General features: G+C 70.9%; 17 protein-coding genes. 4 read left to right on the forward strand and 13 right to left on the reverse strand.

The genetic code is table 11. From position 1 onward, the window contains the following. Positions 1-124: 124 nt before the first annotated feature. From RUTHE_RS12430 to RUTHE_RS12455, 6 genes are all read right to left on the reverse strand, one after another. Entirely contained in the window at positions 125-763 is a 639-nt protein-coding gene (locus RUTHE_RS12430) for a queuosine precursor transporter (RefSeq protein ID WP_021098787.1), read from the reverse strand. Between the two features lie 88 nt (positions 764-851). Beyond that, positions 852-1,757: an esterase-like activity of phytase family protein gene (locus RUTHE_RS12435; RefSeq protein ID WP_021098788.1), complete on the reverse strand. Its 906-nt coding sequence runs from the start codon at positions 1,755-1,757 to the stop codon at positions 852-854. Positions 1,758-1,761: 4 nt separating this feature from the next. After that, the gene (gene mepA / locus RUTHE_RS12440; protein WP_021098789.1) at positions 1,762-2,664 is read right to left on the reverse strand and encodes a penicillin-insensitive murein endopeptidase; all 903 of its coding nucleotides are present in this window, start codon (positions 2,662-2,664) and stop codon (positions 1,762-1,764) included. After that, the gene (locus RUTHE_RS12445) at positions 2,661-3,995 is read right to left on the reverse strand and encodes an MFS transporter (RefSeq protein WP_021098790.1); all 1,335 of its coding nucleotides are present in this window, start codon (positions 3,993-3,995) and stop codon (positions 2,661-2,663) included. The genes mepA and RUTHE_RS12445 overlap by 4 nt, the downstream gene beginning before the upstream one ends. Positions 3,996-4,099: 104 nt before the next feature. Further along, positions 4,100-4,810 (reverse strand): response regulator, encoded by a 711-nt coding sequence (locus RUTHE_RS12450; RefSeq protein WP_040645870.1) that lies wholly within the window; start codon positions 4,808-4,810, stop codon positions 4,100-4,102. A 1-nt stretch (position 4,811) separates the two neighbouring features. After that, the gene (locus tag RUTHE_RS12455) at positions 4,812-5,321 is read right to left on the reverse strand and encodes a MarR family winged helix-turn-helix transcriptional regulator (protein ID WP_040645889.1); all 510 of its coding nucleotides are present in this window, start codon (positions 5,319-5,321) and stop codon (positions 4,812-4,814) included. A gap of 189 nt (positions 5,322-5,510) precedes the next feature. Between RUTHE_RS12455 and RUTHE_RS12460 the strand changes: the two genes are divergently transcribed. Then, positions 5,511-6,380, forward strand: a complete 870-nt coding sequence (locus RUTHE_RS12460; protein ID WP_021098793.1) for a branched-chain amino acid aminotransferase — start codon at positions 5,511-5,513, stop codon at positions 6,378-6,380. Positions 6,381-6,539: 159 nt separating this feature from the next. On the opposite strand, the gene RUTHE_RS12465 is transcribed toward RUTHE_RS12460, so the two are convergent. Together RUTHE_RS12465 and RUTHE_RS12470 are read right to left on the reverse strand one after the other, a co-directional pair. Then, entirely contained in the window at positions 6,540-7,442 is a 903-nt protein-coding gene (locus RUTHE_RS12465; RefSeq protein ID WP_040645871.1) for a DMT family transporter, read from the reverse strand. Between the two features lie 205 nt (positions 7,443-7,647). Further along, the gene (locus RUTHE_RS12470) at positions 7,648-7,833 is read right to left on the reverse strand and encodes a hypothetical protein (protein ID WP_021098795.1); all 186 of its coding nucleotides are present in this window, start codon (positions 7,831-7,833) and stop codon (positions 7,648-7,650) included. Between the two features lie 528 nt (positions 7,834-8,361). Here RUTHE_RS12470 and RUTHE_RS12475 point away from each other — a divergent pair. Further along, positions 8,362-8,874 (forward strand): c-type cytochrome, encoded by a 513-nt coding sequence (locus RUTHE_RS12475; protein WP_021098796.1) that lies wholly within the window; start codon positions 8,362-8,364, stop codon positions 8,872-8,874. Between the two features lie 26 nt (positions 8,875-8,900). Here RUTHE_RS12475 and RUTHE_RS12480 read toward each other — a convergent pair whose 3' ends face one another. The 5 genes from RUTHE_RS12480 to RUTHE_RS12500 all read right to left on the reverse strand — a co-directional run bounded on the left by RUTHE_RS12480 (position 8,901) and on the right by RUTHE_RS12500 (position 14,553). Beyond that, positions 8,901-9,788 carry a YihY/virulence factor BrkB family protein gene (locus RUTHE_RS12480; protein WP_021098797.1) on the reverse strand — a complete coding sequence of 296 codons (888 nt, stop codon included), beginning with the start codon at positions 9,786-9,788 and terminating at the stop codon, positions 8,901-8,903. A gap of 37 nt (positions 9,789-9,825) precedes the next feature. Further along, positions 9,826-10,023 (reverse strand): PLD nuclease N-terminal domain-containing protein, encoded by a 198-nt coding sequence (locus tag RUTHE_RS12485; protein ID WP_021098798.1) that lies wholly within the window; start codon positions 10,021-10,023, stop codon positions 9,826-9,828. A 78-nt stretch (positions 10,024-10,101) separates the two neighbouring features. Then, positions 10,102-12,267, reverse strand: a complete 2,166-nt coding sequence (locus RUTHE_RS12490; RefSeq protein ID WP_021098799.1) for a mechanosensitive ion channel family protein — start codon at positions 12,265-12,267, stop codon at positions 10,102-10,104. A gap of 392 nt (positions 12,268-12,659) precedes the next feature. Continuing rightward, the gene (locus RUTHE_RS12495; RefSeq protein ID WP_021098800.1) at positions 12,660-13,670 is read right to left on the reverse strand and encodes a PRC-barrel domain-containing protein; all 1,011 of its coding nucleotides are present in this window, start codon (positions 13,668-13,670) and stop codon (positions 12,660-12,662) included. Between the two features lie 157 nt (positions 13,671-13,827). Next, complete coding sequence (locus RUTHE_RS12500) at positions 13,828-14,553, reverse strand: SDR family oxidoreductase (protein ID WP_021098801.1); 726 nt, start codon at positions 14,551-14,553, stop codon at positions 13,828-13,830. 147 nt (positions 14,554-14,700) lie between these two features. Here RUTHE_RS12500 and treZ point away from each other — a divergent pair, with 147 nt between their 5' ends. Both treZ and treY read left to right on the forward strand, forming a co-directional pair. Further along, on the forward strand, positions 14,701-16,476 hold the full coding sequence (gene treZ / locus RUTHE_RS12505) for a malto-oligosyltrehalose trehalohydrolase (protein ID WP_021098802.1): 1,776 nt from the start codon (positions 14,701-14,703) through the stop codon (positions 16,474-16,476). Then, the gene (treY, locus tag RUTHE_RS12510; RefSeq protein ID WP_021098803.1) at positions 16,473-18,731 is read left to right on the forward strand and encodes a malto-oligosyltrehalose synthase; all 2,259 of its coding nucleotides are present in this window, start codon (positions 16,473-16,475) and stop codon (positions 18,729-18,731) included. The genes treZ and treY overlap by 4 nt, the downstream gene beginning before the upstream one ends. Positions 18,732-19,193: the final 462 nt, after the last annotated feature.

Genomic DNA, 19,193 nt, shown 5'->3' on the forward strand with positions numbered 1-19,193 from the left:
GCTGTCCCGACACCTCTCTCCAGCACCTTTCTCGACACTGGATCACCTCCTTTCCGAATGGCTGCGCCTGTCCGTCAGGATGGTCCGTCGGGCGCACAAGTCAAACGAAATGTGGTTCGGCTTTTCATGACCGGGCCGAGCGGGGCGTCAGGGCCATGACGAGCGCCCGGTAGGGCAGCAGGGCCAGCAGCGCGAGCGTCACCTTCACCCCCCAGTCGGCCACAGCGAGCGAGGCCCAGAGCGGCAGCGCGGGCCCGAGGCCGAGGAAGGGGACAGCCTCCTGCGCCCAGGCGACGACGGCATTCGCCCCGCCGGGGAAGAGCAGCCCGGCCGAGGCCGAGAAGGCGATTCCGAAGAACAGCAGGGTATCGAGCACCGAGGCCGTCAGCGAGGACAGGAGCGGCGCATGCCACCAGCGGCCGGTTCCGCGCAACCGCTGGAAGATCGCGACATCGAGGAGCTGCGCCGCCAGGAAGGCCGCGCCGGAGGCGACCGCCACCCGCAGCGGCACCGCCGGCCCCGTCTCGAGCATCACCTGGCTGCCGATGAGCGAGCACAGGACCCCTGTCGCAAAACCCCACAGAACGACCCTTCGCGCGGCAGCCGCACCGAGCAGGCGATTGGCCAGATCGGTGACGAGGAAGGCAAAGGGATAGGTGAAGGCACCCCAGGTCAGGAACCCTCCTGCGATGACGAACTGCACGAGGATGTTGGAGGCCAGCACGACGCCGGCCATGGCAAGGATGAAGGGAAGCAGGGGCATCGGTCTTGATCCGTTTTGGCAAGGTGCGGCACTTGGCCCCCGCGCGAATCGCGGCGGCGCGCCCGCCTACGCCTGCGCGCCTGTGGCGTCAATCCGGAAGGCGGTAGTCCACGAATTCGGTGCGCTGGAAGAAGCGCTGATTGTCGTCGGAGATCAGCGTGGCGCGCAGCCCCCCGCCCCAGCGGCCGGCCGTGTCCTGCCAGACCGCGATCCCTTCGAGATTGTCATGCGTCCCGGTCGCGGTGGTCAGCAGCACCTCCTCGCCCGAGCCATCCAGATCCACCCGGCGGATGCGTGAACGGAAGCCGTAGAGACGGAAGCTCCGCTCGAGGATGTAGAGCCGTCCGTCGGGGCCGATATCCGCACCGGCGGCATCGAAGCCGTCGCGCACGGAAAGATGGAAGGCGATGTCCCAGGCCTTGCCATCGAAGCGATAGACGGGAAGGCGATCCGATCCGTCGAAAGGTGTCTCGGGCAGGGTCCAGAGATGCCCCCCGGCATCCACGGCCAGCGCCTCGAGCGCGGCATTGGGCCCCATCTTCGCAAAGTCCGGATGGGCAGGGAGGAGTTCGGGCGGGGCGCCGTCGCGTCCTTCGCGGCGGACGCGGGCCCGGCCCTCGAAGCTGATCCACATGGTCCCGTCCGGGGCGATGGCCAGTCCCTCGCTGTCGGCGCGCAGGCCGCGCAGGGGCTGGCCATGGATGTCGAGCAGCGGCTCGGGCGAAGCGGCCTCCACCCCCGCGACCGCGCCGGCCGCATCGCGCCAAAGCCTGCCGCGCACGAGCATGATCCGGTCGCTCAGCGCCGTGAAGCCCAGGCCGTCCGGGTCGATCTCGAGCGCCGAGAAGCCGCCGAAGCCGGGCCAGTCCTCCTGCCAGAGGAAGCGGCCGAGATAGTCGGCCGCGCCTGTGGAGCCCTGTGCCCCGAAGGGCCGGCCGAGGCCGAGCCCGAGCGTGGCAGCGCCGAGCGCTGCAAGGACCGTGCGGCGGCGCATCTTCTCAGGGGGCCTGCAGCACGTGGGCGCACTGTCCGGGCAGATCGGCCATGGTCAGATCGCGGCGCGGTTCGGGGGGCGGGGCCGTCGGGTCGGCAGGCGGCGGGTTGAGGATGTTGCGCTGCCATTCCAGGGCCTCGGCACAGCCGTCGCCGGGCGGGACGGGGGCCTGTGCCTCGCAGCCGGAGGCACCCGGCGGGCAGCGCAGACGGATGTGGAAATGGGTGTTGTGCCCCCAGTAGGGGCGCACCTTGGCCAGCCAGGACCGGTCGCCCGTCGCGTTCTCGCACATAGCCACCTTGGCCCCGGCGAAGATGAAGATGCGTTCCACCCGCGGATCCATCGCCGCGGCGCGGATCAGAGCTTCATGCGCGGGGGTCCAGCGGTCGTTGACATAGGCCCCGCCGGCGCGCTGCATGTCGATGGAGGAGATCGTCTCGCGCTCCTGCACCGAGAGATCCAGCCGGTCGGCGGGGCGCAGCCAGACATCGATGTCCAGACCCGTCTGATGGCTGGCATGGCCCGATGTCATGGGGCCTCCGCGCGGCTGGCTCATGTCGCCGACATAGAGGCCGCGCCAGCCCGGCAGCGTGGCCGCGAAGCGCGACAGGTCCTGGATGAAGGCCACGGTGTCGGGCTGGGCCCAGTTGCGGTTCCGCGACAGGCGCATGGCCTGCCATGTCGGGCCCGTCTCGGGGAGCTGGACAGCCCCTGCCTGGCAGCCGCGCGAATAGAAGCCGATCGGTTGGGCCGCACCGGCCGAGGCGGTGGCCGCTGCACCGAACAGATGCTTGGCCACGCGTCTGTCGGCGGGATCGCCCGGTTCCTGCTGCGCCGAGAGACGGGTCAGCGGGGTGGCCGCGCAGGCCGCAAGCAGCAGGGTCAGGGCCAGGGCCAGGCGTCTCATGGGGCGCGGTCTCCCTCCGGTCGGGTGAAGCCTAGCAGCCACAGGGCGGCGAGGAAAAGGAGGATGACCGGAAAGAACCCCCATTGTACCGAACCCGTGAACGCGGTCGCTGCGGCGATCAGCGCCGGGGCCAGGAAGGCCGTGGCCCGGCCTGTCAGGGCGAACAGGCCGAAGGCCTCGCCTGCCCGCTCGGGCTCCGAATGCCGGGCCATCAGCGTGCGCGAGGCGGCATACATCGCCCCGCCCGCCCCGCCGATCAGCCCGCCGCAGACGAAGAAAGCGATGTCGGGCAGGCGCGAGCCCGGCGGCAGAGGCCATCCGTAGAAGGACTCGCGCGAGACGCCAATGACCACGGTGCAGACGAGGATGAGCGCCCAGCAGGCTGCCACGATCACGGGCTTGGGGCCCCAGCGCTGATCGGCCAGCCCCCCGGCCCAGGTGATGACCGCCGCGGCGATGGCCGCCGTGACGCCGAAGGCGCCAACGAGCGTGATCCCCCATCCCAGGACCAGCGTCGCATAGATCGCCCCGAAGCTGTAGAGAGCGCCCAGCCCATCGCGGTAGAGCATCGACGACAGCAGGAAGCTTGCCAGCGACGGCCGGCGCAGCACATCGCGCAGTGTTCCGCCCAGGGAGCGCAACACGGCGCCCGGGCGGGGGGCGCGGCCAGGCGGGGGGGACGGATCGCGGACCCACAGGAAGAACGGAATCGCGGCGAGCACGAACCACAGGGCGATGAAGGGGCCGGTGGCGCGCGTCCCCTCGCGCGCGGTGGCATCCAGAAGGCCGAAGCCCGGCGGAAGGCCTGCAAGGGTCAGCCCGTCGGGTCGCTCCACGAGGAAGACGAGGGCCAGTGCCAGCGCGATGACGCCCCCCCAGTAGCCCATGGCCGCCCCGCCCCCCGAGATCCGTCCGAGCCGCCCTGGCGGGGCGAGTGCGGGAAGCTGGGCATTGTTGAGGTTGAGAGCCGATTCGCCGGCGACAAAGCCGATCCAGAACAGCGTCAGCACCGCGAGCAGATGCGTTCCGTCCGGCCGCAGGAACCACAGCCCCCAGGCACAGAGCACGAAGGGCACCGAGAAGGCCGCGATCCAGCGCTGCCGGCGGCCCGAGGCATCGGCAAAGGCGCCCAGAAACGGGGCTGACAGCGCGATGACGATCCCCGCAAGGGTGTTGGCGGTGCCCCACAGCGTCTGGGCCCTGGCCCCTGCCTCGGCCGCCGTGGCGCCCTGCGCGGCGAAGACGCCCCGGGCGGTTTCGATGAAATAGGGGTTGAAGACGAAGGTCAGGCCCAGCGTCGCATAGGGCTGCTGGGCCAGGTCGAAGGCCATCCAGCCCCAGATCCGCCGCCGTTCGGAGGCGGTGGCGGTGGGGGGGGGATGATGCGGACAGGGCGGGGGGGGTGGCCGGGCGGCTGCGGATCATGCGGGCGCCCTCAGTCCGGGGCCAGCCGATAGCCCGCCCCCCGCACCGTCTGGAGATAGCGCGGCTGGCGGGGGTCGGGTTCGATCTTGCGCCGCAGGCGGGTGATCTGGACGTCGATGGCGCGCTCCTGGGCGGGAGAGGGGGAGACATCCTCGATCAGGCGGGCGCGGCTGACCGTGGCGCCGGGCACGGCGGCGAGGCGGCGCAGAAGCTGGGCCTCGGTCTGGGTCAGGCGCGGCGCCTCTCCGCCTTCGCGCAGGAGCATGCCACGCGCCATGTCGAAGGTGATGTCGCCCAGGCGCAGCAGGCGCGGCGCCGCGGTCGGGGGGCGGGCCGGCTCGCCGGTCGGCGAGCGGCGCAGGATGGCCCCGACCCGCAGCAGCAGCTCGCGCGGTTCGAAGGGTTTGGGCAGATAGTCGTCCGCTCCGGCCTCCAGCCCGAGGATGCGGTCCCCCGTCTCTCCCCGTGCGGTGAGCAGGAGCACCGGCATACCCGATCCCGCGCGGATGGCGCGGCAGAGCGAAAAGCCGTCCTCGCCCGGCATCATCACGTCGAGGATGACGAGATCGAAGGCGAGGCCGGCCATCAGGCGCCGCGCCTGGGCGGCGTCACGCGCCGCGGTGACAAGATACCCCGCCTTGCGCAGGAAACGGGCAAGCAGCAGGCGGATGCGTTCGTCATCATCCACCACGAGCAGATGGGCAGGGCTGTCTGCGGGCATCTCAGCGTCTCTTGCGGCCATCGGACTCATCCCCGCCCTCGAACAACTGGCGCAGTTCGGGATCCATCATCGCCTCGAGCACCTGGCGGAAGCCCTGGACGGCCTGGGGACCGGCGGCGCGATAGGCGGCGCGCATCCGTTCGCGCTGGGCATCCGACAGGGCCCGTTCGAGCGCCCGGCCCGACTCGGTCAGGTGCAGATGGCGTTCGCGCCGGTCCTCTCGCCCGACCCGCACCTCCACGAGGCCGTCCTCCGTCAGGCGGCGCAGCACGCGGTTGAGCGACTGCTTGGTGACGCCGAGCAGCGTCAGGAGCCGGCCCACGGTTGTCCCCGGGGCGCGACCGATGAAATGCAGCGCGCGATGATGTGCCCGCCCCATGCCCCGTTCCGCCAGGATCCGATCCGGATCGGCGGTGAAACCGCGATAGGCGAAGAACATCGCCTCGATCCCGCGGCGGAGCTGTTCGTCGGTGAGATGGAGCAGGGCCTGCCCGCCCTGCGCGGCCGCCATCCTGCCCTCTCCGCGATGCGCCCGTTCGGCCATGGACCCTCCACCCGGTTGTCCCGCGGCAGGATATGTCAGTGACGTTGACATTCCAAGGGACGGCTGATAGCCGGGGCCAGGGCGTGCAAGATCATGGCGCGCAGGCCGCGCCGGGCGCAATGCCGGCGGGATGCACGGGACGCAGGAGGGCAGGACATGGCCGGCAGCTACGAGGACCGGGACGGCTGGATCTGGATGGACGGCCGGCTGGTGCCCTGGCGTGAGGCGACCGTGCATCTTCTCACCCATGCGATGCATTATGCCTCTTCCGTCTTCGAGGGAGAGCGCTGCTATGGCGGCCGCATCTTCAAGGGGCATGAACACAGTCTGCGCCTGATCCGCTCGGCCCAGCTTCTCGACATGGAGATCCCCTACAGCGCCGAGGAGATCGACGCGGCCAAGGACGCCATGCTCAAGGCCAATGGCTGGAGCGATGCCTATGTGCGGGCCATCGCCTGGCGCGGGGCCGGGCCGGACATGGGCGTGAGCGCGCGGCGCAACCCCGTGCGTCTGGCCGTCGCCGGCTGGGAATGGGGCAACTACTACGGCGATGCCAAGATGAAGGGGGCCAGGCTCGACATCGCGAAATGGAAGCGCCCCAGCCCCGAGACCATCCCGAGCGAGGCCAAGGCCGCCGGCCTCTACATGATCTGCACCATGAGCAAGCATGCCGCGGAGGCGAAGGGCTGCTCGGACGCGATGATGCTCGACTATCGCGGCTATGTCGCCGAGGCGACCGGGGCCAACATCTTCTTCGTCAAGGACGGAGAGGTGCATACCCCCAAGCCCGACTGCTTCCTGAACGGCATCACGCGCCAGACCGTCATCGGCCTGCTGCAGGAACGCCAGATCCGCGTCCATGAACGCCATATCGAGCCGGCCGAGCTCGAGGGCTTCGAGCAGTGCTGGCTGACGGGCACCGCGGCGGAGGTCACCCCGGTGGGGCAGATCGGCGACTGGCGGTTCGAGGTCGGCCCCCTCGTGCGCGGGATCGCCGAGGCCTACGAAAGGCTGGTGCGGAGCTGAGGGGCACGGGGCAAAGGGCATGAGCGGGTCCTGGGGCGGGGGTCTGATCGGCCCCAACCTGCCAGCAAAAGGTTAACGATTTCCTGCCGCAACGCGCGTTCCGGGGGCGATTCGCGCAACACCCCGAAAGGGGAAGGGCAGTTCGCGGCAAGGGGCGAATCAGCCCTCTCCCGCCTTGGCGGCGCGTTCCCGCGCACGTTCGAGGCCCAGCCGGCGCTCGCGCCAGATGATCAGGATGCCCGCCGCGATCACCAGCGCCGCCCCCAGAAGCGTCTGTCGCGTAGGCAGTTCGGCGAAGGCGAACCAGCCGATCGCCACCGCAAGCAGCATCGAGGCATAGTCGAAGGGGGCGACCAGACCCGCCTCGGCATGGCGATAGGCGGAGGTGAGGAAGATCTGCCCCAGCCCGCCGAGAAGACCCGCCGCCACGAGAAAGGCCGCATCGCGCGGACCGGGCAGAACCCAGCCGAAGGGCAGCGTCAGCAGCGCGAAGAGCGAGGCGATCACCGAGAACCACCAGACGATCGCGGCCGTCTCCTCGGTCAGGGTCAGGCGGCGCACGAAGACCTGGGCCAGCGCGGCGAAGACCGCCCCGCCCAGGGTGACCACGGCGCCCAGCGTCTCACCCGGGGTGGTGGCGCCGCTCCCGACCGTCAGGCGCGGCGCCAGCACGATCAGCACGCCCGCCAGGCCGAGGGCCACAGCCATCAGACGGAAGACGCGAATCCGCTCGCCCAGGAACATCGCCCCGAAGATCACGACAAGGATGGGCGCAGCATAGTTGAGCGCTGTCACCTCGGGAAAGGGCAGGAGGCCCAGCCCCCAGAAGCCCAGCGTCATCGACAGGACGCCCGCAAAGCCCCGCCAGACATGGCCGAGCGGATCCCGAGTGGCCAGCGCGGCGGGAAAATCCCCCCGCCAGAGGAGCCAGACCAGGATCACGGGAATGGCAAAGAAGGAGCGGAAGAACACGGCCTCGCCCGGGGGGACCTGCGGGGCTGTTGCCTTGATGAGGGAGGCCATGGCCGTGAAGAGCGCGACCGAGCCGAGCTTGAACGCGATCCCCCGGAGGGGGCGGCCTTCGGGCGGTCAGGCAAAGGGGGATGGGCGGGGGACGTCATGACGCCCCCTGCATCGCCTGCCGCGCGGGGCGACGCAAGAAGCCCCCGGTTGCAGGGGCCGGAGGAGGGCAGGGCGGCGGGGGCGGCGCCGGGGGAGAAGGCCCGATCGGCCCCCGATCAGGGGCCGATCAGGGATCAGGCCCCGATCAGGCCTCGTGGCCGCGGAGGATGCGCAGCACCGGCTTCAGGCGCGTCTCGGCCGGAGGCGAGGGCCGGCGCGCATGCAGCGCCCGCGCGATGGGATGCGGCAACCGTTCGCGTTCGAGGCGCAGGAAATGCCGCAGGCGGAGGGAGGCATCTTCGGGGCTTGGATGATCAGCGAGGTGACGCATGGCACTCTCTCCCTTCTGCTGGACCCTTCGAACCGATCCTATCCTGATCGGACGTTGGGATCACTCCTTTTTCCTGTTGTCTTTCCTGTTGTCCCGTGATGGGGCGCCCTCCGCCCCGGCCTCCGGCCCCTGGATGTCCGCAAGGGACATCCGCCGGAGAGCGAGGGGAGCGCTCTCCGGCGGGGAAAGGCCGCGTCAGGGAAACCGCGGCCGGGGAGGAACGGCCCCGCCGTCCGGGACAGGAATGGCGTCTGGCGCCGTTCCGATGCGGGAACGCAGGCACGGCTGACGGGTTCCATCCCGCCGGGGATTTTCCGGATGCCGTCCGGGCCCCGACCCGAACTGCCCGGAACCGGGATTTCCGCGGCATCCTGCCGCGCCTGGCAGGGAGCCGGATCCGCCGGCGGGCGCTGGACAGGCCGATGGGCGCGTCTATGCTTCGCCTGCCGTTCCGGGGGGCGACTGCGCCCGCCCGGCCATCCGCAAGCAAGGATGCCCAGCATGTCTGCCAGGACAAGGATCTCAGGGATGAAGCCCCGCCTCTTTGCCACGGCCATCGTCGCGTCGCTGCTGCCGGGGGCTCTGATGTCCCAGGATGCATCGGCGCCCGAGGCCGGCGGCGCCCCCGTGGACCTTGCCGCCTTCAGCGGCGATGCCGCCGCCGGCGAGCAGCAGTTCGCCCGCCAGTGCGTCTCCTGCCATGTCGTGCAGAACGAGGCGGGCGAGGTTCTGGCCGGGCGCAATGCGCGGACGGGCCCCAATCTGTGGCAGGCGGTCGGCAACCGTCCCGCGCATGTCGAAGGCTTCGCCTATTCGCCTGCGATGAAGGCTTATGGCGAAAGCGGGGTGCTCTGGGCGGAGGACAATCTTGTCCATTATCTGCTCGATCCGACCACCCATCTGCGCGAGGCGCTGGGCGACTCCTCGGCCCGCAGCAAGATGGCCTACAAGGTCCGCGACGAAGGGCAGGCGCGGGACATCGCGGCCTATCTGGCCACCTTCGGTCTGCCGGCCGGCGAACAGCCCGGCACGGGCGGCTGAGCCCCGGCCATCAGATCACCGTCAGATCAGGGGCGGGGGGGCAGGCCGGCCTCCTCCTGTGCCGCAGGTCCCGGACCGTCAGGCATCGGCTTGGCTTCGCCGGCCTCGAGCGCGGCGTTGAGACAGCCGCCCAGAAGCACCACGAAGGCCGAGAGGTAGAACCACATCAGCAGGGCCACGGCCGCCCCCAGCGAGCCGTAGACCTCGTTGTAATGGGCGAAGTTGGCCACATAGATCGAGAAGGCGATCGAGACCAGCATCCACAGCACGGTCGCCATGATCGAACCGGGGGTGATCCAGCCGGGCCGGTTGCCGCGGCGATTGGGGCCGTAGCGGTAGACGACCCCCAGCGTCAGCATGATCGCCGCCACGGCCACGATCCAGCGCCCCAGCTCGGCGATCAGGGTGGCCGCCGGGCCGAGCGGCAGCAGGCGGATCAGCACCGGCGCCACCACCGCGGCGGCGATGGTGACGAAGGCCAGCCCGCACAGCGCAAGCGTCACCCCGATATCGGCCATGTAGCGACGCAGAATGCTGGGGCGGTGGCCGATGTCGTAGGCGGCATTGAGCCCGCGCACCAGCGCCGAGACCCCGGCCCGGGCCGACCACAGTGCCACCAGCAGCGAAAGCAGCGTCGCCCAGCCCAGAGAGGGCCGCGAGCCTGCATTCATGACGCCGGTGAGCTGGGTGCCGATGGTGTCGTGCACTTCCGGCGGGACGATTTCTTCGGCCAGCTCGAGCAATGTGCCGATCTGACCGGGATCGGCGAACCAGCTCCACAGCAGCACGATGACGGCCAGCGCGGGGAACAGCGACAGCATCGCGAAGAAGCCCACCCCGGCCGCGATCAGGCTGAGATTGAGCCGGTCCATCACGTCCCAGATGTACCAGAAGGCCGAGAGCGCCCGTTTCATGACGCCCTCCGTCCGGTCCGGCTTGGCCCTCCGGCGGTCAGGGGGCGTGACGGATGCTGCGCGGACCCGCGGCCAGCCAGGCCAGGAAGCCGAGGATCGGCAGGATCACGATGGCCAGCACCCAGCCGACCTTGGCGCCGGTCGAGGCGTTCGAGCCCACCACCGAGATGATGGCCCAGAGATCGAGAATCAGGATGACGAGCCCGAACAGCCCGCCGTAACCGGTGAAGTTCATGATGCCTCCGCAGATGGGGGGGGCGGATGGCGCCGCCCCTTGCCCCGCCAACGCGGGCAGGCCGGAGGGGTTCCGCCGTCATGGTCTCTCCTCCCCCCCGGGCAGGGGAAGGGAAGCCCCGTCCATGCCTCGGCGCGGGGGCACGAAGACCGTCCGCGTGGTGGCCGCGATCTCGATGCCGCGGGCGTCCATCTCTGTCTTCAGCAATTCCGAATAGCGCCGCCCGATCTCCCAGTGGCGGCCTGCCCGCGTGCGGATGCGCGCGCGCAGGACCATGCCGGTCTCGCGCAGTTCCACCACGCCCTGCAGGTCGAGCGGGCCGTCGATGTCCCGGTCCATGACGGGATCGGCGCGCAGGCGGGCAAAGGCTTCGGTCATCGCCTCCTTCACCGCTTCGACCGATTCGTCATAGCCCACGGTGATTTCGGCGACGTGATAGCCGAAGTCGCGCGTCAGGTTCGTCACCGTGTCCACGGCCGAGAAGGGGATGACATGCGTCGCCCCGTCGAGGGTGCGCAGACGCACCGAACGGATGGTGAGACGCTCCACCGCGCCGGTGATGCCGGCCACCCCCACCACATCGCCCACATCCATCGCATTCTCGAGCTGGATGAAGATGCCGTTGATGATGTCCTGCACGAGCTTCTGCGAGCCGAAGCCCACGGCGAGGCCCACGACCCCCGCCCCGGCCAGGAGCGGTGCGATGTCGATCCCCATCTGCGACAGCGAGACCATCACCGCGATCACCGCGACGGCGATCCCGAAGGCGTTGCGGAACAGGGCCAGAAGCGTGCGCGTGCGCGCCGGGCGCCCCTCCGGATCCGCCGAGAGGCGGGCATCGATCCAGGAGGCGACGATGGCCCAGACAATCGCAGAAAGCAGCAGCACCAGCAGCGCCGAGACCAGCCGCCACAGGGCGGTCTGGAGCCATCCCGGGCCAGCAGCGCTCCGGTGTCGAGCCAGCCCCAGCCCGGCCGCAAGCAGCAGCGCCCCGATCAGCGCGCCGACCGCGCCCACGGCGACGATGGCGCGCAGGATGCGGGTCATCCGTCCGGGCAGCGTCGGCATCTGGCGGGCGATGTGGTCGGGCAGCGGCGCCTGCAGGGTGGGAACCCGGCGCAACAGGCTCAGCGCCCCGAGCAGCACCGCCAGAGCCACCGCCGTCAGGGCCGTGCCGCCCAGGACAATCTCCTCCATCATGGCCGGGCGCGTCACCGCCACCCACCAGGCATAGAGCACATAGAGGACCGCGAGCGGCGGCCAGATCCGGCGCCAGGCCGTTCCCAGCCCGCGGGCCAGCATCGGGGCGGAGGATTCGGCAGGCAGGGGAGACGCCGGATCGGCCCCATCCGCGGCCAGGGCACGGGGAGGCATGGACGGCAGGACGGATCCCGTCGCCGTTCCGGGCGCGGCGTCCGATGCGCCGGTCGGCGAGGCCGCGCGGTCGAGGGCGCGGAGCATGGCGCGGATCGCCCAGAGCGCCGTCAGGGCGGCGAGCGTGGCCACGAGCGTGCGTGCCGGCCGGGCCAGCGCGAAGCCCCCCCAGAGCTGCACCAGCGGCACGACGAAGAGAAAGCCCTGCACCACCACACCGGCCACGGCGCGCAGGGGCCGGAACAGGGCAGCCTGGGTGTGGGGATCGAGCAGGGAGAAGGCCGGTTCGCGGCCGGCCTCCGGGTTGGCGAAGGCACGCAGCAGCAGACGCAGGAGTCCGAAGACGGCAAAGGCATTGAGGTAGAGCGCCTGCGCCTGCGAAGGCCAGCCGTCCGGCGCAAAGGCGGCGGCCAGCAGCCAGCCGCCCCCCCAGGCGAGGGCCAGTCCCCCCAGCCGGACAAGGAGGGCGAGCCCGGCCCGCCAGATCCGCAGGAGGGTTCCCGCATCGCCGGGGGGCAGCAGATGGCGATTGAGGCGTCCCGCCGCGGCCTTCATCAGCAGCGCGACGGCAATCGTGCACAGGATCGTGGCCAGAAGCGGAAGGATCTCTGCCCGATGGCTGTCCAGGGCTTCGCCGGTCAGCGCTGTCAGGCGGCCGATGCGCTGGAGCTCGGCCCCGGCCTGCCTCAGGGCGGCCAGCGCCTCGCCCGCTGCCGCCAGCGTGGCATCGGCAAGATCGCGGGCCAGATTCGGCGGCTCGGCGGTCTGCCCGGCCGGGGCTTCGTCCGCAGCGCCGCCGGATGCGGCCTGGGACGCGGCGGCGGGCGCGGGCCTCGAGCGCCTCCAGAAGGGCGTTGCGCGCGGTCTCATCGCGCAGCACCTCGATCAGGCGTGCGAGGGCCGCTTCGCCCGTCAACGCGGTGGTCAGAGCAGCCGTCTCCTCCGGGGATCCGGCCGGAGCGGCCTGCTGCGCCGTGGCGCTGCCGGTCCACAGAAGAAGAAGCGTCAGCAGGGCCGCCACGGCCTGCTGCATGCGGCAGAGGATTGCCATCATCCCTGTCGATCATTCCCTTCTGTCAGCATCAGGCCGACCCTGCCAGCAGAGAAGGCCTGCGTCCAGCCGCCGGGCCTCTGACAGGGCGACAGGGGCGCGGGCGGCGACAGGGGGGCGTCACGGATGTCGCAAGGGGCATCCCGGGGGATGGTCCCGTCATGACAGGGGGGCCGCGATGCGACCCCCCTTCCATCCGGCGGGATGGTGCCTACTGGACGGCTTCGTAGCGTTCCATGGCGTCGAGTTCCTCGCGCGTCTGGGGCAGATAGACGCGCAGCTCGTCTCCGCCATCGGCGCGCAGGATGGCGACCTGCGACAGGTCGAGCGCAACGGGCTTGGCCCCGATCCCCAGGAAACCGCCCACATCCACGACGACATGAGTGACCTGGCCGCTGTCATCGAGGATGAGATCGGCGACGGTCCCCACCCGTTCGTCATTGATGTCATAGGCCGTCACCCCCGTCAGCCGTTCGGAGGTCAGATCCTCGGACATGGCGGGCACGAAGCCGTCGCGTTCGAAGGCCATGGGAGCGGGCGCCCCGGCGGGATCGGTCGTCATGCTGTCCGCGCCGGCGGCCTCGGCGGATTCCTCGGCGGCATCCATGGCCTGATCCTGCGCCTCGGCCATGTTCTCCTGATGATCGGTCATGCCGAGCTGGTTGACCTCCTCGGCCACTTCCTCGCCGGCATCCTGCAGCGTGTCGGCCATCTCGGCGCCGGCCGCGGCAACGCTGGTCGCGGCGGTTTCGGCGCCCTGCGCGATCGCCTCGCCCGTGGCGGCGGCCGCGGCTTCGGCGCTCATGCCGGCATCATAATCCGGCGCCCCTTCCAGCGCCTCGCGCGTGGTGTTCACGACCAGGAAGAAGTCGTCGAGATCCTCGGCCGTCGCGCTGTCGGCGACAAAGCGGAGCTGATCCATGTTGATGGCGACCCGGCGCTCTCCGATGCCGAGGAAGCCGCCGATGTCCACCAGAACGGCCTGCACGGTTCCATCGCGCGACAGGATCACATCGGCGACCTCGCCGATGTCATCCCAGCCCTCCTGGATGCCGGGGAATTCGTCCGCATCGAGAGCCGCCTCGCTGGCATAGACCCGCATGCCCATGAATTCGGAGGCCCGGATCTCCATCGGGTCCATCTGGGTGCGGAACAGGGTCTGGGCGAGGGCCGGCATCGCCAGCGCGCCGAACAGGGCAGTCGAGAGCAGAAGCCTCTTCACGGGTGATCTCCTTATCCGGATTGTGCGGAACGGGGGACGGTGGGTCCGCGGCCCGTTTCCGCATTCGGAGCTTCAACGCCGTTCTGCCGGGCCGGTTCCCGAAGATGGTTCGCGCAAGAGGCTGCCCCCCGTGGATCGGCGGTCGGCCGCCGACGGGTCAGCCGCCGATGGGAATCCCGCCATTCACATGGCCATTCCCATTCACATGGCCATTCACATGGATTGTCTGGCCGGTGACATAGGCTCCGTCCTCGGAGGCGAGGAAGAGATAGGCAGGTGCCACCGCGTTCACGCGGGTGCCCCTTTCGGCGAGCTGGGCGGCAAGGCTGCGCAGCAGCGCCAGTTCCGCCCCCTTGCCCATCGCATAGTCCACGAGCGTCGGGTTGCCGCGATAGGCCACGACCGAGGAGGTGCCGATGATCGCGCCCCCCTCGCCCATCGCGGGCAGCGCGGCCTGGATCGTCCAGAGATAGCCCAGCGCATTGACGAACAGGGTCTTGCTCGCCTTCTCCTCGGGGATCGCCAGCACATCGGACTGCTCGAGCTGCATCGAGGCGTTGCAGACCAGCACGTCGAGCCGCCCGCCGAGCCACTCGATCGCCTTGCGCGTGGCGGCCTTGTTGGAGGCGGCGTCGCCTGCGTCCATCTGCACCCTGAAGCCGTCCTGCCCGGAGAGATCGCGCATCCGGGCCAGCGTCTCCTCGGCATCGTCGGGATCGGAATGACAGGCGATGGCGACCCTTGCCCCTTCGCGCGCGAAGAGCAGCGCCACCGCCCGCCCGATTCCCGAGGAGGCCCCCGTGATGAAGGCGGTCCGTCCCTTCAGCTTGTCCGAGCCGCGGCCGCGGGGGGCCTCGTCGAAGGGTTTCGAGAGCTCCGGCATGGCATCCTCCTGCATGCTGCATCGCTGCATCGGCATCCGGTCTGTCCAACGCACCGGCAGGGGATTTGTTCGCAAGGTTCGCATCCGCGGCGGAACCGCGCCCGCTTCCCACCGTTCGCTGGGTGACACCCGAGAGGATCAGATGCGATGCCCGAGATCAGCCGATCCGACGCCCGTTCTCCGGCCCCCCTGGCCCGGCGCCCGCGCCGATGGGGCGCCGATCCGGCCGGCGGGGGATGCTGGCGCTTTGCCCTCTGGGCGCCCGGAGCGGAGTCGGTCGCGCTCGATCTGGGGGGCCTCCGCCATGGCCTCGAACGGGACGAGGACGGCTTCTGGTGGGGCGAGGCGGCCGCGCAGGCGGGCGACCCTTACGCCTTTGTCGTGGACGGTCGGCGCCTGCCGGACCCGATGGCCCGCGCGCAGGCGGGCCCGGACCCGATGGGCCCCTCGCGTCTCGTGGATCCGGCGGCCTACGCCTGGCGCCGCTCCTGGCCGGGCCGCCCCTGGGAGGACGCCGTCCTCTACGAGCTGCATATCGGCACCTTCACGCCCGAAGGCACCTTCGCCGCTGCCCGGCGGCGGCTGCCGAGGCTGGCCGATCTGGGCATCACCGCTCTCGAACTCATGCCGGTGGCGCATTTCCCTGGCCGGCGCGGCTGGGGCTATGACGGCACGCTCCTCTTCGCCCCCCATCCCGCCTATGGCCGCCCCGACGACCTGCGTGCCTTCGTCGAGGCCGCGCAGGAGCAGGGGATCATGGTGATCCTCGATGTCGTGCTCAATCATTTCGGGCCCGAAGGATCGGCCATGCAGCACATCGCCCCCGCCTTCTTCGACCCCGAGGAGCATTCCCCCTGGGGCGCGGCCATCGCCTTCGGAGAGCCGGCGGTGCGCGCCTTTGCGCTCGATCTCTGCCTCGGGCTCATCGGCGAATACCGCCTCGACGGGCTGCGCCTCGATGCCGTGCACGAGATCCGCGACCCCCGTTCGCAGACCCCTGTCCTGGCCGAACTGGGTCGCGCCGTCGCCGCCGAGGACTGGGGCCGGCCCATCCACCTGATCTACGAGGACGCGCGCAACAACCCCGTGGAAATCCGCGACGGCCAGGCCCGCGCGCAATGGGCCGACGACTTCCACCACGCCCTGCATCCGATCCTGACGGGCGAGAACCGGGGCTGGCTTGCCCCCTTCGCCGAGAACCCCCATGAGAAGCTGCGCCGCGTCCTGGGCGAAGGCTTTGCCGAACCCGGCAAGGGGGCGCCCGAGCCGCAGGAGGGTCTGCCCCCCTACGGGCTGCCCTGGACGGCCTTCGTCTGCCACAACCAGAACCATGACCAGGTCGGCAACCGGCCCGACGGGGCGCGGCTGATCACGCTTGCAGGCGACGACCGGGCCGTCGAGGTGGTCCATGCGCTCCTGCTGTGCTCGCCCTTCGTGCCGATGCTCTGGATGGGCGAGGAGGTGGGCGAGCGCGGGCCCTTCCACTACTTCTGCGATGTCTCCGAGGCGCTGGCCGAAGCCATCCGCAAGGGGCGCCGTGAGGCCTTCGGCGCGATGTTCCCCGAGGCGGGCGACTTTCCGGACCCCAACGACCCCGCGACCTTCGAAGCGTCGCGCCCCTTCGGGGCCGAGGACGGGGAGGAGGCGCGCCACTGGCGCGCGCTGACGCAGCGGCTGCTGGCGTTGCGGCATCGGCGGATCGTGCCGCTGCTGAAGTCGGGACGCACAGGGCCGGCACGGGTGGAACGGCAGGGGCCGGGGGGAATCGATGCCCTCTGGCCCTTCCGGAAGGGCAGGCTGCGCCTGTGGGTCAATCTCGGCGGCGGGCGCGAGACCCTGCCGCCGGAGGGGCCGAAAGACCTTGTCCTGGGCGATCTTGCCCATGACCGCTTTGCGATCGCCGTTTCCGTGGAGGCCGCATGAGTGCCTGGCGCGCGACCTATCGTCTGCAACTGCGCGAGGGGATGACCTTCGACCGGGCCGCCGCCCTGCTGCCACGGCTGAAGGCGCTCGGTATCAGCCATCTCTATCTCTCGCCCATCTTCACTGCCGTGACCGGGTCCACGCATGGCTATGACGTGACCGACCCCACCGCGATCGACCCGGCCCTGGGCGGGCGCGAGGGGCTGGAGCGGCTGGCCGCGGCGGCGCGCGCGCAGGGCATCGGTCTGCTGCTCGACATCGTGCCGAACCACATGGCCTTTCATCTCGACAATCCGTGGCTGCGCGACGTGCTGCGCCATGGCGAGCGATCCCGCTGGGCCCGGCATTTCGACATCGACTGGACGAAGGGCCGCCTTGTCCTGCCCTTCCTGCCCGATCCCTTCGAGACGATGCTCGAGGCCGGCGCGATCCGGGCGGCGGACGGGGAAGACGGGCCGGAGCTGCGGGCCGGCGATCTCGCCGTGCCGCTGACGCCCCATCCCCTGACCGAGGCGGAGCGCGCGGGCGATCCGGAGGCGATCCGCGCCCTGCATGCCCGTCAGCCCTGGCGCCTCGCGCATTGGGAGCTGGAGCGCGACGGCATCACCCATCGGCGCTTCTTCAACATCACCGGCCTGATCGGGATGCGCGTGGAGGAGGAGCAGGTCTTCGAGGATACCCATGCGCTGATCCTCGATCTCGTGGAGAAGGGGATCGTGCAGGGGCTGCGCGTGGACCATGTGGACGGGCTGGCCGATCCCGGTGCCTATCTGGCCCGGCTTGCCCGGCGCGCGCCGGGCTGTCCGGTCTGGGTCGAGAAGATCCTCGTGGGCGATGAGGCCCTGCCGCCCTGGCCCGTGGAGGGGACCACCGGCTACGAGGCGGGGGCGGCCATCGTCCGCGCGCTGACCGACGGCCCCGGCCTCGCGCGGCTCGACGCGCTCTGGCGCGACGCCACGGGCGAGGACCGCCCCTGGGAGGCGGTTCTGGCCGAGGCCAAGGGGCAGGTCATCCGGCAGGTCCTGTCGGCCGAGCTGGCGCAGCTCAAGGATCTCGCGCTCGCCGCCGCCGCCGCCTCGGGCGAGGTCGAGGCGGGCGAGGAAGCCCTGCGCGAGGCGGTTCTGGCCCTCCTGATCGAGATTCCGCGCTACCGGACCTATCTGGAGGCGCCCGAGGGGCCCCGCCGGGCGGAGGACCGGGCGTTGCTGGAGGCCGCCGCCGAGCGTGCGGCCGAAGGGCTCGTCTCCGACCGCGCGCTGCGCTGGCTGGTGCGGGCGATGATCGAGGTCGGGACGGAGGCGGCGCGCGCGCTGGCGATCCGGTTCCAGCAGGTCTCGGGTGCGCTGATGGCCAAGTCGCAGGAGGACACGGCCTTCTACCGCTTCACCCGCTGTCTTGCCCATTGCGAGGTGGGCGCCGAACCGTCCGACTGTGCCTGGACGCCGGCACGGCTGGCGGAATGGGCCGCCTCGCGCACGGGCCGCGACCTCCTGCTGACCTCCTCGCATGATACCAAGCGCGCCGAGGATGCGCGGATGCGCCTGGTGGCGATGACCCATCTGCCGGAGGTCTTTGCCGCCCTCTGGGAGGCGGCCTCGGATCTGCCGGGGGCCGGGGAGGTGGACCCTGCCCAGCGATGGTATGTCCTGCAATCCTGGCTGGCCATCCACGAGGACGGGCGCGGGGACATCGGCGATCGCCTTGCCGCCCATATGGAGAAGGCCCTGCGCGAGGCCAGGGAGGTGACGAGCTGGACCCACCCGCGCGAGGCGGCCGAACAGCCCGCGCAGGCCTTTGCCCGCACCCTTGCCGCGGCCTGGCACGAGCCGCCCGACACGGCCCGCACCCTGATCGAACGGGGCGATCAGCTTTCGCTGGCGCAGCTTGCGCTCAAGATCCTGCTGCCCGGCATCCCCGATTTCTATCAGGGTGCCGAAGGGCCCCTGCACCATCTGACGGATCCCGACAACCGCCTGCCCGTGGACTTCGAGGCCCTCGACGCCCCCCCTGAAGGAGGGCTCGCGGCGGCCAAGCTCAGGCTCACCCGCGCGCTGCTGCGCCTGCGGTCCGAGGCGCCGGGCCTGTTCGGGGCGCCGCTGCGCATCGAGGCGATGCCGGGCGGCTGGCGCGCCCTGCGCGAGGGGCCGGAGGGGCGTCTGATGCTCACCCTCTCCTGGGAGGGCGGCGGCACGGCGGGATCGCTCTGGCCGCCCGAGGGCAAGGGGCCGGTCGCGATCGACTGGCAGGCGGCCTGAGGCGCGGGTCGGAACCGGGGGGCCTTGCGCGCGTTGGGGGCGCCGAGGGGAACATCCTGTCGCCGGGGGGCGCCCCGGCCATCCGCAGGGAACCGCGTCATGCCCGAGTCGATCTCGTCTCCCGCCCCGGCGGCCGTCCTGCTTGCGCAGGGGGGCAGCGAAGGTTTGCAGGACCTGGCCGGAGGCGAACCCCCCGCCGCGCTCCCCTTCGCCGGGCGCCGCCTGTGCGACCTGGCCATCGCCTGCGCGCAGCGCGCGGGGATCCGGCGTCTCGTCGTCGTGACGGACGGCCATGACCGGATATTGCGGCGCCACATCCCCGAACGCTGGGGCGGGGCGATGGAGATCGCCTTTGCCTCGGCCCTGCCCAGCGGCCCGCTCCTGCTGCTCTCGGGCCGGCATGCCCTGTCGCTCGACCTCTCCTCGCTCCTCGCCGCACCCCGCCGCGGGGGTGCGGCGGTG

Source organism: Rubellimicrobium thermophilum DSM 16684 (genome assembly GCF_000442315.1).
Lineage (GTDB): Bacteria > Pseudomonadota > Alphaproteobacteria > Rhodobacterales > Rhodobacteraceae > Rubellimicrobium > Rubellimicrobium thermophilum.